The sequence below is a fragment of the Salibacter sp. genome (genome assembly GCF_031581065.1).
GTDB lineage: Bacteria > Bacteroidota > Bacteroidia > Flavobacteriales_G > Salibacteraceae > Salibacter.
Genome location: NZ_JAVLBN010000003.1, coordinates 51,552 through 68,477 on the forward strand (window position 1 = coordinate 51,552; position 16,926 = coordinate 68,477).

At 37.1% G+C, this 16,926-nt stretch carries 10 protein-coding genes and 1 tRNA gene; 5 read left to right on the plus strand and 6 right to left on the minus strand.

Annotated elements, in window-relative coordinates:
- From RI557_RS01480 to ileS, 3 genes are read right to left on the minus strand one after another with little or no spacing between them, the layout of a single operon-like run.
- Positions 1 to 669 carry a lipoprotein signal peptidase gene (locus tag RI557_RS01480; RefSeq protein ID WP_310666764.1) on the minus strand — a complete coding sequence of 223 codons (669 nt, stop codon included), beginning with the start codon at positions 667 to 669 and terminating at the stop codon, positions 1 to 3.
- A 3-nt stretch (positions 670 to 672) separates the two neighbouring features.
- Positions 673 to 1,050 carry a TraR/DksA C4-type zinc finger protein gene (locus tag RI557_RS01485; protein WP_310666765.1) on the minus strand — a complete coding sequence of 126 codons (378 nt, stop codon included), beginning with the start codon at positions 1,048 to 1,050 and terminating at the stop codon, positions 673 to 675.
- Positions 1,051 to 1,075: 25 nt separating this feature from the next.
- Entirely contained in the window at positions 1,076 to 4,561 is a 3,486-nt protein-coding gene (ileS, locus tag RI557_RS01490; RefSeq protein WP_310681605.1) for an isoleucine--tRNA ligase, read from the minus strand.
- A gap of 1,451 nt (positions 4,562 to 6,012) precedes the next feature.
- On the opposite strand from ileS, the gene RI557_RS01495 reads away from it, so the two are divergent.
- From RI557_RS01495 to RI557_RS01505, 3 genes are all read left to right on the plus strand, one after another.
- Positions 6,013 to 8,592, plus strand: coding sequence for a T9SS type A sorting domain-containing protein (locus tag RI557_RS01495; protein ID WP_310681607.1), 2,580 nt, complete (start codon positions 6,013 to 6,015; stop codon positions 8,590 to 8,592).
- 170 nt (positions 8,593 to 8,762) lie between these two features.
- Positions 8,763 to 10,832 (plus strand): PAS domain-containing protein, encoded by a 2,070-nt coding sequence (locus RI557_RS01500; protein WP_310666768.1) that lies wholly within the window; start codon positions 8,763 to 8,765, stop codon positions 10,830 to 10,832.
- Positions 10,822 to 11,859, plus strand: coding sequence for a response regulator (locus RI557_RS01505; RefSeq protein WP_310666769.1), 1,038 nt, complete (start codon positions 10,822 to 10,824; stop codon positions 11,857 to 11,859). The genes RI557_RS01500 and RI557_RS01505 overlap by 11 nt, the downstream gene beginning before the upstream one ends.
- A gap of 3 nt (positions 11,860 to 11,862) precedes the next feature.
- Here RI557_RS01505 and RI557_RS01510 read toward each other — a convergent pair whose 3' ends face one another.
- The 3 genes from RI557_RS01510 to RI557_RS01520 all read right to left on the minus strand — a co-directional run bounded on the left by RI557_RS01510 (position 11,863) and on the right by RI557_RS01520 (position 15,126).
- Entirely contained in the window at positions 11,863 to 14,058 is a 2,196-nt protein-coding gene (locus RI557_RS01510) for a PAS domain S-box protein (protein WP_310666770.1), read from the minus strand.
- 6 nt (positions 14,059 to 14,064) lie between these two features.
- Positions 14,065 to 14,790 (minus strand): response regulator, encoded by a 726-nt coding sequence (locus tag RI557_RS01515; RefSeq protein ID WP_310666771.1) that lies wholly within the window; start codon positions 14,788 to 14,790, stop codon positions 14,065 to 14,067.
- Positions 14,791 to 15,042: 252 nt separating this feature from the next.
- Positions 15,043 to 15,126 (minus strand) — tRNA-Leu (locus tag RI557_RS01520).
- Positions 15,127 to 15,306: 180 nt separating this feature from the next.
- Here RI557_RS01520 and RI557_RS01525 point away from each other — a divergent pair.
- Both RI557_RS01525 and RI557_RS01530 read left to right on the plus strand, forming a co-directional pair.
- Positions 15,307 to 16,245, plus strand: coding sequence for a ribose-phosphate pyrophosphokinase (locus RI557_RS01525; protein WP_310666772.1), 939 nt, complete (start codon positions 15,307 to 15,309; stop codon positions 16,243 to 16,245).
- A 23-nt stretch (positions 16,246 to 16,268) separates the two neighbouring features.
- Positions 16,269 to 16,916, plus strand: a complete 648-nt coding sequence (locus tag RI557_RS01530) for a 50S ribosomal protein L25 (RefSeq protein WP_310666773.1) — start codon at positions 16,269 to 16,271, stop codon at positions 16,914 to 16,916.
- Positions 16,917 to 16,926 lie beyond the last annotated feature (10 nt).

Here is a 16,926-nt window from a genome sequence, read left to right on the forward strand (position 1 = left end):
TTAGTCTTTTTCATGCTTTGATAGGCTCTCAGCGAAGAACTTCCTGTGAAAGATTAAAATAATCCCAACTCCAATTGAAATGGCTGTATCAGCAATGTTGAAAATGGGTCTGAAAAAGATAAAATGATCACCACCAACGAGCGGAACCCAATCAGGAAAAAAGCCGCTGATGAGTGGGAAGTAGAGCATATCCACAACTTTTCCGTGCATCCAGGTTCCGTAACCGCCACCCTCGGGGAATAGTTGTGCAATGCTGTAATAGCTGTCGCTGAATATGACTCCGTAAAATACTGAGTCAATGATGTTTCCCAACGCACCGGCCAGAATGAGTGTTACCCCAATGACAGCCCCTTTAGGTGCGCCTTCTTTGGTAATTCTTACAATGTATCGCGCAATGAAAAACACGGCCACAATTCGAAAGAGGGTTAGGAAGAGCTTGCCGTAGTCACCGCCAAACTCCATCCCGAAAGCCATTCCGGGATTTTCAGTGAAGTGAATAATAAACCAGTCGCCCAAAACAGAGAACTCTTCGTTCAGGTACATGTTGAGCTTTACCATGAACTTAGAGATCTGGTCGATAAGTAAAACTCCCAGTAGTACTAATACCGGGAGTTGAAAATGTTTTTCGTTTTTAGCCAAACTGATCGATGCTGCGGTTGCTGTTGACAACAATTATTGCATTCGCTTAGCTTCAATGCTAAGGGTTGCGTGTGGAACTACTCTCAAGCGGTCTTTTGAAATGAGTTTTCCGGTTTTACGGCAAACACCGTAAGTTTTGTTTTCAATGCGAACGAGTGCAGCTCTCAGGTGTTTGATAAACTTTTCCTGGCGAGCAGCTAATTGAGCAGTTTCTTCACGAGAAAGTGTGTCAGATCCATCTTCCATCATTTTGAAAGTTGGAGATGTATCATCAGTTCCGTTATTGTTGTGTGAAATACTCGAGTTTAAAAGTTCGAGATCTTTTTCAGCTTCAACAATTTTTTTGTCAATAATTTCTTTGAACTCAGCTAGCTCAGCATCGCTATATCTGTTTTTTTCTTTTGTTTCCATACAGCGGAAATATTTTTATAGGTTGTTAAGTTCTTTCAATTTTAAACTTACAGGTGAGGTCTTCATTAAGCTCGCTTTCATGAACGTTATCGCCTGAAAGTGAGTCTACAAAATTTAGCTCATCTGCCAATGTTTCCGCGCAAATATAATCGAAATTATCGTTTACTGCAGCGGTTAACAATTCTTGTGATTCAACAGTGATCTCAATGCGGTCAGTTACGTCAAAACCACTGTCTTTACGCAGGTTTTGAATGCGGTTGACTAATTCACGCGTAATTCCCTCGTGGCGCAATTCATCATTCAGTTGAATGTCGAGTGCAACGGTAATTCCGTTTTCTGTCATAACGAGCCATCCGGGAATATCGTCAGTCGAAATCTCAACATCATCAATTGTGAGGGTTACATTTTCACCCTGAACCTCGATTTGGATCTGACCATTGCGTTCCAGCTCGTTGATATCTTCCTGTTCAAACTGATTGACAGCGGCTGCTATACCCTTCATCAGTTTGCCGTATTTTGGGCCTAGCGCTTTGAAATCGGGCTTGATCTGTTTTACCAATACGCCTTTCGTATCGTTGAGGAATTCGATTTCTTTGATGTTCGTTTCCGTTTTGATGAGGTTTGCCACATCGCTCAGTTGACGCTCAAAGGTGTCGTTCAGAACCGGAACCATGATCTTTTGAAGTGGCTGGCGAACTTTGATACTCTCTTTCTTGCGAAGAGCTAGAATCATTGAAGATACTTGCTGAGCGATAGACATGCGCTCTTCGAGGTCGGTGTCGATTTCACTTTCAACAACTTCTGGCATGAAAGCGAGATGAACACTTTCCTGATCTTCTTTTGAGGTAACGCTGTTCAGATCGCGGTACAATTGCTCTGCGTAAAACGGAGCTATTGGAGCAGCCAGCTTTGCAACTGCCGTGAGACATTCGTAAAGCGTTTGATAAGCTGCAATTTTATCCTGACCGTAATCACCTCGCCAAAAACGTTTACGACTGAGGCGTACGTGCCAGTTCGATAGGTTTTCAACGACAAACTCCTGAATCAACCGGCCTGCTTTTGTTGGCTCGTAATCAGCGTAAGCTGCGTCAACTTCTTTGATGAGTGAGTTGAGTTTTGAAATTACCCAGCGATCGATCTCAGGGCGATCTTTGATGTCTATTTTATCCTCGCTGAAAGTAAAGCCATCTACGTTGGCGTAGAGCGAGAAGAAAGCGTAGGTATTTTGAAGGGCTCTGAAGAACTTGCGTTTAACTTCATTAACTCCTTCGAGATCAAACTTGAGGTTATCCCACGGCTGAGCATTCGTGATCATGTACCAGCGAATAGCATCTGTACCGTATTTTTCCATCGCTTCAAATGGCTCAACAGCATTGCCAAGGCGCTTCGACATCTTTTGTCCGTTCTTGTCGAGAACGAGTCCGTTTGAAACGACATTCTTGTAAGCTACGCTATCAAATATCATAGACCCGATGGCGTGCAACGTGAAGAACCAACCGCGTGTTTGGTCAACTCCTTCAGCGATGAAGTCGGCCGGGTAAGATTGGTTCTGATCGATAGCTTCTTTGTTTTCAAATGGGTAGTGATGTTGTGCGTAAGGCATTGAACCGGAATCGAACCAAACATCAATCAAATCCTTTTCACGAGTCATCGTTTCACCCGATTTGCTCACGAGTTTTACATCATCAACATAAGGACGGTGAAGATCAATTTGATCGTAATTCGATTCATCCATATTGCCTGGTTTGAAGTCAGCGAGCGGATTGTTGTCCATCACTCCGGCTTCAACGGCTTTGTCGATTTCGTCTTTCAGTTCTTCAACTGATCCCACGACTTTTACTTCGTCACCCTCTTCAGTTGTCCATACAGGAAGCGGAATTCCCCAGTAGCGTGAACGGGATAAATTCCAGTCGTTGAGGTTTTCGAGCCAATTCCCGAAACGGCCTTCACCGGTTGCTTTTGGTTTCCAGTTGATCGTTTTGTTGAGCCCGATCATTTGATCCTTCATCTCAGTTGAGCGGATGAACCACGAATCGAGCGGGTAGTAGAGAACCGGCTTATCAGTACGCCAGCAATGCGGATAGCTGTGCGTGTACTTTTCAACATTAAAGGCGAGCCCTTCCATCTTGAGTTTGATGGAAATGCGCTCGTCAACGCTCAAATATTTATCAATGTTCTTGATGACATCTTTTAAATCGGTTTGTTGCTTTTTAAGGGCTTCTTCCTTTTCCTCATCGGTGAGGTACTCTTCTTTTACATATTCACCGCCAATTCCAAAAACATCATCTTTTACGGTTTCAAGGAATTTACCCTGTAAATCTACGAGTGGACTCGGGTTTCCGTTTTTGTCTTCCACGAGCATTGGTGGAACTCCGGCTTCTTTTGCTACGCGGGCATCATCAGCACCAAATGTTGGAGCGGTGTGAACGATTCCGGTACCATCTTCGGTAGTGACAAAGTCGCCCGGAATTACGCGAAAAGCATCATCCGGATTTTCCATCGGTTTGGCGTATGGAAGTAGTTGCTCGTAGTTTGTGCCCACGAGGTCTTTACCTTTGAACGATTCTGCGATGTAAAACGGAATCTTCTTGTCGCCTTTTTGGAAAGCTACAACGCCTTCAAGCGTATCGACCTGTTGGAATTTCTTTCCGAGGACGTTTTTGACAAGGTCCTTAGCCAACACGATAAATATTGGCTCGTGCGTGTATTGGTTGAAGGTTCTGACCAGCACATAATCGATTTTTTCACCTACGGTCAGAGCCGTGTTTGAGGGCAACGTCCAGGGTGTAGTGGTCCATGCCAGCAGATAGAGATTACCTTCTTCATAAGCAGCTTTAAGAGCCGGTACCTTGAAAGTAGAATCGGCAACTTTAAACTGTGCGATGATTGTTGTGTCCTTGACATCGCGATAGCAACCGGGCATGTTGAGCTCGTGCGAGCTGAGCCCGGTACCGGCTTTTGGCGAATAAGGCTGAATGGTGTAACCCTTGTAGAGCAAGTTCTTTTCGTGAAATTGCTTGAGCAACCACCACACTGTTTCGATGTATTTTGTTTTGTAGGTGATATACGGATCGTCCATATCCACCCAATACCCCATTTTTTCTGTGAGGTTGTTCCAGATATCAGTATAGCGCATTACCGCTTCGCGGCAGGCTTTGTTGTAATCAGCAATGGAAATTTTATCACCGATGTCTTCTTTGTTGATGCCCAGCTCCTTCTCAACGCCTAATTCAACTGGGAGTCCGTGTGTATCCCATCCAGCTTTGCGTTTTACCTGTTTGCCTTTCATCGTTTGATAGCGGCAAAAAAGGTCTTTGATGGTGCGGGCCATCACGTGGTGGATGCCCGGTTTCCCGTTAGCAGACGGAGGTCCTTCGTAAAAGACGAATGGGTCAGAACCGGTGCGTTCTTCAACCGACTTTTCAAAGATGCGGTTGTTTTTCCAGAATTCGTTTATTTCATCTGCAACCTCTGTGAGGTTTAACTGCTTGTATTCGTTGAATTTCGCCATGATTTGGACTTTGCCCTAAAAATGCGAGCAAAGGTAAAATTTTGAATAGATTGCGCGGGTGTTAAAATGCATGTCCTTCGTGCAAGATGATATTATCTTATCTGTGTTGCTCTATATTTTAAAGAAGTTAATCTTACAAATAATGCTTGTAAAATATTGCTCATGGGGAATTTAGTCTAAATGTGTTTTCACTGTGATTAAATAATGAATTCATTATTATAAATTAGATTAGCAGGAGTTTATAAAAAACACATTCAACTAGTTGCTTTATTGATGCTTTAGGCTTTTGCAATGTACTGCAAAAGCAACCTACAAGTGAATATCACCTTCTGTTAATATAAAAATGCAAATAGTTATCAATAATGTAAATTAAATCGATAATATACGTAAACATTTAGTGCTTATTTACACTCCTTAATGTTGTATGTATGTTACAGAAAGATTATCGGAAAAACGCAGATTATAAAAAAAAGGTAAAAATATTGTAAAAAAACATATTAGGTGCTTTTGATTTAATAATTGTATGATCTTGTTTAATCTAAAACATGATGTCTCATACACATCAAAAGCCTTACAAAACGTTAAATACGTTTTGTAAGGTTTATTTAAACAAATAGGTATTTTTAAGATTACACTCAAGATCGAGCACTTTCTTTAAGGTTTAGTTTATGTTTGATCAAGATTGTTAGGTTAGACAGCCTCACAGAGTGGGGCTGTTTTTTTTGAATGGTTTGTTATCAACCGCTCAATATTTGTTCTTTCTACTCTTTAATCAAATCCAAAAATCAATACGCTCTATTTTTTTAGGCCCTTTTATAAAATTTTGCTTTGAACGTCACTAAAACAGAATATTCATTTCATTTATGGATACTTCCTTTAAAAGTCACCTGAGCAAATTCTATTTTTAAAGCCCGCTTAATCTGCTTGGCTTTTTTCTCAATATTCTAAAGTGCCTCAACCAATTAACCTTTCTGACTTTAATGTTATGAATAGTGTCAAGATCTGTTCTGTTAAGCACTATTTAGGGTATGTATTGCTGGAACTCTAACTTTTTCAGTTTGAGTTTTTAAAATAAACGTTTTGAAAAAAATTTTGCTGCCTACGTATTAGAAGAGCTTTATTGATCGATTAGGTGGAAATTTCCTTATTTTCATTAAAGGTGTAATCCCTTGTTCAATAGTTTTATGCTTTCCTCTTAGTTCGTATTATAACCATTAAAGTTAATTACCTCAAATAATGCCATGCGTGCTATTCAAAAATAGCAAATATAATTTAAAAAAAAGTACTTAAAAAAGCAAAAAACAGATCATTTCTATCACTTTTTATCACATCTCACATAACAACAACTAAATTCAATATAAGGCCTTAGAGATAGTGGTATTTTTGTAAAAATTTTAAAAAAAATTGTCATGAACAACATTAGATTTCTGCTTTTAGCATCCTTAATTTTTATGTCTGCAAACCAAGTGTTTTCTCACTCTGTACAAACATTTTGGGAAGAAAGGAATAATGGATCTATTCGATTTTGGTTAGAGCATTGGCATGGTCAACCATCCCAAGGTTCACTTTCAAATTTCTACATAGTTGTTGATCAAGGGTCAGGCAATCAAAATGTCACAGCTACTGGAGCAGTGAACAACACCTCTTTCAGTAATTTACCTGTTCAAGGATCCGTACAAAACCGATCAACCTGTTACGCAGCAAATAGTTACAATAACTGGGTTTATTACGATTTTTATCCAGCTTCGTGTAACCAATCTTTGACAATTACATTTGTTGATGGCCCACCTGCTGAGACAACACCAGCTTGTAATGGACTTTTTGGTTTCTCAGTAACTAAAACCTTCAATGATAATGCTGCGCCAACTATTGTTGCCAATGATTTAAATGTGAGTACATCATCAACGAATTGCTCTTATGTAGCGGGGTCGTTTTCAAATGTTACTGTAACAGATAATTGTGATTCAAATCCTAATGTTTCTTACAGTATTAACAATCAGTCAATTAACCCTTCAACTTACCAATTTCCTGTAGGCTCAACAACAGTTGATGTAACAGCATCTGATAATACAGGTGTACCAACTAATAACACTTCAACATCATCTTTTAACGTTGTAGTTTCAGACAATATTAGTCCTACCGTCCAGGCGCAAAACATAACTATACAACTCGATTCCAATGGACAGGCTACAATTTCCACATCAGATGTCGAAAATGGGTCATCCGATAATTGTACAACTCCTACATTAAGTTTAGATAAAACAACTTTTGATTGCAATGATCTAGGTGCAAATACGGTTACACTTTCTGCAGATGATGGGAATGGGAATATTTCAGCTGTTTCAGCAACTGTTACAGTATCAGATAGTATAGCACCATCAGCAATTTCTCAGGATATTACAGTATATCTCGATGCAAATGGCCAGGCAAGTATAACAACCAATGATATCGATAACGGATCAAGTGACAATTGCTCGATAAGTAGTATGACACTTGACCAAACGAGTTTCACTTGTGCGGATACCGGTCAAAATACGGTTACTTTAACCGTAACAGACGGCAGCAACAATGTGTCAACATCTTCAGCTGTTGTAACAGTTGAAGACACAATAGCGCCCAATATCCAAACTCAAAGTGTAACAGTTTACCTCGACAGTTTAGGTCAGGCAAGTACAACAGCTATGAGTATAGATGCTGGCAGCAGTGATAATTGTGCTATTGACACCATGTTCTTAAGTGAAAGTAACTTTGATTGTTCACACATCGGCACAAACACGGTACAGTTGATTGCTACTGATGTTAATGGTAATACTGATTCATCAAGTGCTATTGTAACAGTTGAAGATACTATTGCTCCTGAGGTAATAACTCAGGGTGTAACCCTTTATCTGGATAGTACAGGAACGGCAGTACTAACGCCATCGGTATTTGATAATGGTTCTAATGATAATTGTTCAATAGACAGTATGAGCTTGAGTCAGGATACATTCACATGCTCTGATTTAGGCTTACATGTTGTTGATTTACATGCAACAGATCAGAGTGGTAACGGTGCAACATCAAATGCTCTTGTTTCTGTTACAGACACCATAGCTCCCCTGTTGAGATCTTTCTCCAACATAACAGTTTATCTTGACAGCTCTGGCACTGCCTCAATTGATGCGGGCATGCTCGATAGTAACTCAGTAGATAACTGTAATTTAGATACTATTTATCTATCTCGTACAACGTTGGCATGTGCTGACCTTGGAAGCACAACAGTAGAGTTAATTGGAAAAGATAGATCGATGAACGAATCGCGATTACTGGTAAACATAACTGTAGAGGACACACTTGCTCCTTCGATTGAGTGTCCATCGAGCTTTGATGCATGTGCCGGTATAGTGGACTTCCCAGATGCTGTCAGCAACGATAACTGTACCAGTACAGTAACTAATACAGGGAATGTTTTTTCAGGAGACAGTTTAACAGAAGGTGAATATGTAACATCATTTGAGGCTGTTGATGAAGCGGGCAATGTGGCTAGTTGTACAACAAGTTTTAGTGTCAATGCTATTCCAGAAGTGGATCTTGGAGCAGACACAGCAGTTGGCCCAGGTCATGTTGTGAGTTTTTCAGTAAATGATACAGTCAGCGAATACCTTTGGAGTACAGGAGATACAACCAGATCTCTTGATCTAAAAGTATTGACAGACACAACCGTTTGGATTAGTGTAACTGACAGTAATAGCTGTACAGGATCAGATACAGCAACTGTTACCATTCTCACAGGTATAAAGGGATCTGAAAAAACTCTTAATGTGAGTGCTTATCCAAACCCAACCAGAGGTGAAGTAAAAGTTGAATTGCTTGGGGTAGAAAATTTGAATTACCATTTAATAGATATGGCAGGAAGAATACTCCAAAGCGGTAATATGCAATCGGGTTTAAACCGATTAGATATAAGCAGATATGCAACATCAGTTTATTATCTTCAGCTTCAAAATGAACAAGGAGAAGGTATAAAGGTTATACGATTGGTTAAGCAATAATTTCCAAGGTTTAGTTTAGTTTAACCATGTTTGTTAGGTATAGCAGGCTTGATTTATTTCAAGCCTGCTTTTTTTTTAACTCAGAAGCAATATCCAGTTAATCCAACATCCAGCTAAGTAAAAATCATTCATTTGTTATAAATTCGCCAACTTAAGAATTAATTGACAATTTGAAATTTAAGCTAAGCAAAATAAAGCCTCAGGATACTGAGTTTTACGAAATATTATTCAACTATTTCGAAAATCAAGACAATGAGGTGTTTTGTTTTTTAGCCTTTGATTTAGAAGAATATGTGTTTTCAAACAAAATCAAAAGTCATCTAAATCTAGACAATGAGCAAGTCAAAGCTATACTAAATCAAGGTATTGACCCGGTTTATGAGGGTTACGTAGAGAGTCTTGGTAAATTCGGCATTGGAGAAAGAAGGAGATTTCTTCGAGTAGATTTAAATTTGAATCAAGAAACTAAACCATTTGTTACAACAAAATTAGTTGACTTTACCCCTATTGGCCTAGATTTTATTTTATTCGTTCTGTTCCCTTCAAAATTGTTCTCACCTAAGAAAATTAATGAGAATATAATAAAGTTTATATACGAACCCTCTCACTCTGTAGGCTTATTGAATAATGATACAATCACCCTTTCAAACTCAACGAGTTTGAAGCTTGAAAATGTTAAAGTAAAGACCCAGACAGAGTATAAAGGAAGAAAAATAATCTTTTTTCAAAACCCGAATTCAAACTACCTCAATGAGCTTATTAAAGATTTTAGTGAAGTCCTAAAAAGTAGGGACGAACAAATTCATTACAGAGAGTTACTGACAGAGTCTATCTTCTCAGGTTATTGGGATTGGAACATCAAAACAAATTATGAGTATCTCAGCCCACAATTCAAAGCTATGTTTGGGTATGATGTTGATGAAATGGAACATTCTCCAGAGTCATGGCAAAAGATCGCTTACAAAGAAGACTTACCTAAACTATTCGCAGAATTTGAAAAACATGTAGGTTCTAGAGGAGCCAAGCCGTTTTCCTCAATTACAAGATTTTATCATAAAGAAGGACATACTAAATACGTTTTATGTAGCGGGAGGGTTGTTGAGTGGGATGAGGACTGGAAACCAAAAAGAGCAATTGGTACCCATGTCGATTTGACCGAGCAATTTGAAACTAGAAAAAAACTAGATCAAAAAACAGAGGAAGCGCATAATATTTTTAGTTTTTCAAACTCATTGTTCTTTTTGATTGATAAGGAAGGAGAGATAGTTTGGAACTCACCTAATATCAAGGAGAAGCTCAAAACTTCTAAAGGTGACTTAACCGGAAAGTCTGTTTTAACACTACTAAATCGAAAATCAGACACAATAAGCTCCTTTTTAGAAGATAAAATTGAAATTAAATCTGCACAAAATGAAAGGTGGTATGAAGTCTTTGCAACTGAAATTAGGCAGCACCTAGAAAATGAGAATGTTGATAGTGCAAAATATTTTTTTCAACTCCAGGATATTACTGAAAGAAAAAAAGCTGAAGAAATTTACAAGAAAAATTTAGAAAAGGAAGAGAAAATTATTGAGCAGCAAAAAGTTTTTCTTTCTGCGAGTTCTCATATTTTGAGAACTCCACTTTCTGTAATTAACACCAATATAGAGATTATAAAAGAAAAACTTAAAGCTTTAGAACTATCTAATAAGTTCTCTAACATAGAGGTTATTCAAAATCAAGTTAAAAAGATCAATGGTCTGATCTCTGATATGACAGAATATACCAATGTTAAAGAAAGAGAAAAGTCAAAAGTTAACGGAGAAGAGTTAATCGACTTAATAGTTGAAGAAGCTAGAGATCATGAAATAGGTTTCTCTGTAGAAACAAGGACATCTTTGAAAAATTACTATACTAAGTCAAATAAAGTTAACCTGGCAAACCTATTAAACACTTATTTTACTTTAATAAATGTAGGCGGAGAGCAAAATCATTCATGTGAAATATACAGGTCAGGAAATGAGTTGTGTGTTGTTTCCCGTGGTGGTTTAATTGAAGGGTTTCACAACATTGTTAAAAAACACTTTAGTGACGATAGTACTTTTGATATAGATCATATGTCTAGTAAAATAATAGAGTTACAGTTTAAATTTGAATTTTTTATAGAATTGGTCAATATTGAGCTATTAAAATTCAATTTTAAAGAGGCTGACGATAACACAATCTCTTATAAATTAGCATTTAATCTATATGAAAACTAGAAATATTTTAGTTGTAGAAGACGAACTGGATCTTTTAAACTCTATTAGAGATATATTAGAACTCAAAGGTTATCACGTATTTGACTTTTCAAACCCACAAAGTGCTCTAAATTATATCAACGAAAACAAAAATCAAATTGATCTCATTTTAAGTGATATAATGATGCCTGAAATGAGTGGTTTTGAATTTTTGAGAGAAATAAGATCTAATTCTGAGCTCGATCTTATTCCATTTGTTTTCCTAACTGCTAAAATTAAAGAGGACGATGTAAGGTACGGCTTTGCCCTGGGTGCTGATGATTACTTAAAAAAACCATTCGAGATTTCCATTTTATCAAATTCTATTTCTGCACAGCTAAAGAAAAGAGATTCTTTTTTAGCGCTACTTGAGGAGAATAGTAAAAAAGTAAAAGTAGCTACAAACACATTTGATCAATTGTCCTTTTTTAACAGTCATCTTTTACGTGCACCTTTAGCTAATATTTCAACTATTTTAGAAGAAAAGAACTCTTTAAACGAAGAAGAAACACAGTACATTAAAGGACAAGCAAAGAGAATTGACAGGGCTGTCATGTTATTGACCTCTAAAATGAGCAGGTTCAAAGGTGAAATGGATTACCAGGTCAAAAAATTACCTGACTTCAACTTACTTGAGGAAGTAGTTTTTGTAGACGATGACAACTTCCAGTTACAACATATTAAAATGTTGTTTGAAAGGTTTTTTCCTCACATAAAACTCAGTAGTTTTTCAAACCCTCTTGAAGTGATCAACATTAAAGATGAACCCCAATTGCTAATTACAGATATTAACATGCCTGAAATGTCAGGTTTTGAGCTTTTAGAGACCCTTTCTTCCAAGGGATTTCATCCACCTACAGTAATACTTACAAGCAGTATTGACTTAAATGATTTGGAAAAAGCTATGTCATTTGAGAATGTTTTTCAATTCTTAAGAAAACCATTTACGCCTACTGATTTTGAAAAGGCTTTTATCAATAATAAAGGTGAGCCAGGAAGCATCTCATAAAGACTATCTATCTTTAAAGACTACAAAGGATGAGGTACCCTTGTTAACATTTGATTCTATCATAATTCCAGCATCTTGCATGTTAGCTGCTTTTTTACAGATCAAAAGCCCTAATCCGGTACCTTCATAATTTTTCGTGTTAGACCCTCTAAAAAAAGGTTTAAAAAGTGAAGCTTTATCTTTTTCGGGTATTCCTATTCCATTATCTGTAACACTTAATTTGATGAATTTCTCTTCTTTTTTGCAGTTTATTTTAACTTCACCTGTGGAATATTTTAACGAGTTGTCAATGAAGTTTGTAAGGATTGTGGTTGTTAAATCAATATCCATTCTAACTTTTACATCAATACATAAGTCGAACTTGAGGCGCTTAAACTGATCCTCGTTGTTGTGATAATAACTCTTTAGTGATTGCTCTAATTTTTTTAATGGAATTTTTTTCAAATGTGAAGCTCTGAAGTTATCGCTGTCCAACTTACTATTCTCTAAAAGGTTGGCAATTATGTCGAGAAGTTTATTCAGCTGTTTTTTTATTCGTAAAAAGTATTTGCTTTTGTCAATGTTTTTGAAAGATGAATTGAGTAATTCAAGGTTCGTTAAGATAGTTGAAATAGGGGTTTTAAGCTGATGACTTCCCATATCAATTATGGACTTCTCTAAATTGATTAACTCTTGTGATTTACGAAGCACCTCCACTTTTTCTTTTTCGAGTTCTCTTCTCTTCGAGATGTCCCTGGATGTTGAAACTATTTCGATTAGCCTCCCATCTTCATATATTCCTTTAGCATTAGTTTCAAGAATTATTTTATCACCATTTTTTCTAAACATTTCAATCTCACCTTCATAATGCGTGATCTCTTTATTTATCAATTTGACTAGTAAAGAATCTAATACTTCTCTTTTTTGTGTCGAAGTGGTCATTTCAAATGGATTTTTACCAATCAGCTCTTCCGGTTCATAACCTAGTACATTTTTGACTGATGCTCCAATAAACTTTATCTTTACATTCGGTTTATGTATACATATAATATCAGAATTATATTTAGAAATAGAGTTCAATAATTTTGATTGATAATCTTTTTCTCTATTAAGCTTGAACTCTTTAGTGATATCAATAAGTATGATCTCAAAGCTATTACCAGTTTTAGATTCAAACTTGTCTGCATATACTTGTAGCCATTTGTTGTCAGTTTTTGATTTGGCTTTGAATTTAATTCTTTCGTGATGAGAGTTATTTTCAAAGAATTTGCAAATCTTATCCTTATCAAAGTCTGTTATTAAATCCTTTAACTTGCCTCCTTCAAGTTCAGAATTATTTAGAATTTTATAAGCTCCTCTGTTGGCATAGTTGATTGTACAGTTTTTATCTAATTGAAGAAGCCCAACTGATGTAGTTTCGATTAATCTTTGATATTTCTTACGGAGATTTTCTTCTCTTTCTTTAGAGTTTCTCAACTCAGTTACATTTTCAGAAACTGCAAAAATCATTCTTTCACCCCGGAAATTGAAAGGCGATTTAGTTGTGCGGTATATGCGATTTTCTCCCTTGTAGGTGGTGAAATCCTCATACTTGGTTAACGACTTATTTTTGTTCAGAACCTCTCTTTCAAAGCTATCAAATTGATCCAGTTCACTTTTAACTTTATGAACTTCACTGTTATTGAAATTTTCTATTTCTTCTTTATCTTTTCCAAACAGATCAGCAACAGCTTGATTTACTTTTATAAAGTCACCATTTGAATTCTTGACAAAAATCAAAGATGGACTTAGATCAAAAATGTTGTTTAAAAATTGAGCAGTTTCCCTCTGCAGTTTATAATTTCTGTGTTCCTCATCAACGTTTCTCATTAAGCCAACGACATATACAGGCTTATTATTCTCGAATTTTGCCTTACCCTGGTGTTCAGTATAAATGATGGTTCCATCTTTTTTGACCATCCTGTATATTGTCTTCTCAAAATAATCTGTATGTTTTTTTAAATGCTCATTGACGGGCTTTAAGGCTTTTTCTAAATCTTCAGGTAGAACATGTGATTCGTATGTCTTAAAAGTAGTATCGAGCTCTGAGGAATCCTCATATCCCAGTAGTTGACCCCAGCTCTTAGAATAATAAACTGTGTCTGTACACAAATCCCACTTCCATATTCCAATATTTTGTTTTTCAGTTAGCAGATCAAACAATTCTTTTTCGTAAAGCATATTAAATCAATTTTTTTGGCTAAACTTCTTCGGTGAAACTCTGTATTTGTCCTTAAAGCACTTTGAAAAATAAGATAGCGAGTTATACCCTACCATTGAGCTTATTTCTGAAATAGTGTTTGAATTCTGCTTAATCAAATGTGCAGCTCTCTCCAATTTAAAATTGTTTATAAACTCAGAGTAGTTTTGACCTGTTACGCGTTTAATTTTTTTCTGAACAGCTGAAGGGCTCAGATTTAGTAAGTTCGCCATTTTTTCCAATCCAAAGTCAGAGTCACCACTATGCTTTTGCACTTGATTTTTAACTTCTTCAAGAAATGAGATGTCCTTATCTTTATGGTATTCGTGATCAGGAGTTTGAATTATCTTTTTTATTTGACCCCTTTTTCTTTCTATGATGTTGTTAATTAGGTTAATGAATACTTCGTTATCAAAGGGCTTGTTTAAAAAATAATCACTCCCTTTTTTAAGGGAGCTACTGTAATCTTTTTCTATTTTTCTAGCTGTAATGATGATAATCGATATGTGATCATATTGCTTTTTTGATCTTATTCGATCAAGTAATGTTAAACCATCCATCTCAGGCATCATGATATCTGAAATGATGATTTCTGGCTGATTGTACTTAATTTCCTCAAGTACTTTTTTTGCCGAATCGAATAATGATACGTCAATATTCCTTAAGAGGAGTAACTCTTTTAAAGATTCTCCAAACCCCTTATCGTCTTCCACTAAAATCACATTTGACATTGTTCTTCAGGAATTTTTGTTCAAATTTTGAATTTTGGCTCTAGCCTTTCAATATTTGCTTAAAATTAAATCTTTTTTACTTTAGAATGAAAGCCGTTTTAAAATATACGGAATTTCTATTACTAATATTGAAATAACTTTAGGAAGGGTTTTGTTCGAGTCTATGGAGGGTTTTTTAGTGATCTGTATTAAGACTAAATAAAAAGAGCAAGTGAGAACTTGCTCTTTTTGTTGTACCCGGGGCGGGAATCGAACCCGCACGGTATTGCTACCACTGGATTTTGAATCCAGCGCGTCTACCAATTCCGCCACCCGGGCAGATGTGTTTTGAATGAAGTGGAGCGCGAATTTATCAAAAAAATAAAACTGCAAGTCCTTTTTTACAGATTGATTTACCTTTGCATTATCAAAACCACTCAATTTCATACGGTTAAAGTTTTGGATAAATAGTATTAATTTGGTTAATTTGCAGCCCTTTTGGCAAAGGAGGTCTAAGGCATGGATAACAAAAGAGTTAAAATTTTCACAGGGTCTGCAAGTCCCGAGCTGGCAAAGAAAATTGCCGCTTCATTCGGTTCTGAACTGGGTAACCTCACTATTCAAAAGTTTAGTGACGGTGAATTTACAGCCAGTTTTGAGGAAACTGTTCGAGGTCAGGATGTATTTCTCATCCAACCTACTTTCCCTCCTGTTGACAATCTTTTTGAGCTCTTACTCATGATCGATGCAGCCAAGAGAGCATCTGCGAGACAAATTGTTGCCGTGATGCCTTATTTTGGTTTTGCCCGTCAGGATAGGAAAGATAAGCCGCGCGTGGCAATTGGTTCGAAACTCGTAGCTGATATGCTTACAGCTGCAGGCGTAACGCGCATCATGACAATGGATCTCCACGCTGATCAGATCCAGGGCTTCTTTGAGGTTCCGGTTGATCACTTGTTTGCCTCAACAGTATTTTTGCCTTACATAAAAGAACATTACGACCTCAGCAATCTCGTGATTGCAGCACCTGATACAGGTGGTACGAAAAGAGCAAATGCTTACGCCAAGTACTTTGACCTCGAAATGGCGATTTGTTACAAACAAAGACGCGTTGCCAACGAGGTTCAAAATATGATGGTGATTGGTGATGTTAAAGGAAAAGATGTGCTTCTCATCGATGATATCATCGATACGGCAGGTACGCTTTGTAAAGCTGCCGATCTAATGGTTGAAGAAGGAGCAAAATCTGTAAGTGCAATGTGTTCTCACCCTGTGCTTTCAGGTCCGGCTTACGAGCGATTAGAAGATTCACAAATCAGTGAATTGGTTGTAACAGATACAATACCGCTCAAAAAGCAGATAGACAAAATAAAGACGCTAACAGTTTCTGAATTATTCGCTGATGTAATTGAGAATATTGAAGCGCACAAATCGATAAGTTCAAACTTTATTATTTAAAAGAAGATAAATAATCAACAGCCATGAAAACGGTTACAATAAAAGGATCAGTTCGCGAAAAGATTGGTACTAAACATGCCAAAGATCTTAGAAAAAAAGGGTTTGTTCCCGCGGTTATCTACGGAGCTGATGACAACACGCACATCGTAATTGATGAGAGAGAATTCAACAAAATTGTTTACACTCCAGATGTTTACAATGTAAAAATTGATGTTGATGGCAAAGAATACAGCACAATTTTCCAGGATGCTCAATTTCACCCGGTAACAGACAATGTTTTGCATGCTGATTTCCTCATGGTTCAGGATGGAAAACCTGTAAAACTCCAGATGCCTGTTAAACTTACCGGTAGTTCAATTGGTGTGCGCAATGGTGGTAAACTCGCTCAACCAATGCGTAGAGTGGCAGTTAAAGGTATGATCGATGCTCTTCCTGACGGAATTGAACTCGACATCACTAAATTACGCATCGGTCAGTCGATCAAAGTTGGTACTTTGAAAATTGACGGTGTTGAATTCCTCGATCCTGAATCCAGTGTGATGGTTGCTGTTAGAGCTTCTCGTGGTGCTGTTGATGAGGATCTCGATGGTGAAGGGGGTGAAGAAGGAGAAGGCGATGAGTCTTCTGAAGAAGGAGAGGAAAAGAAAGAAGAAGCTTCTTCTGAAGAGTAAATTTTAGATT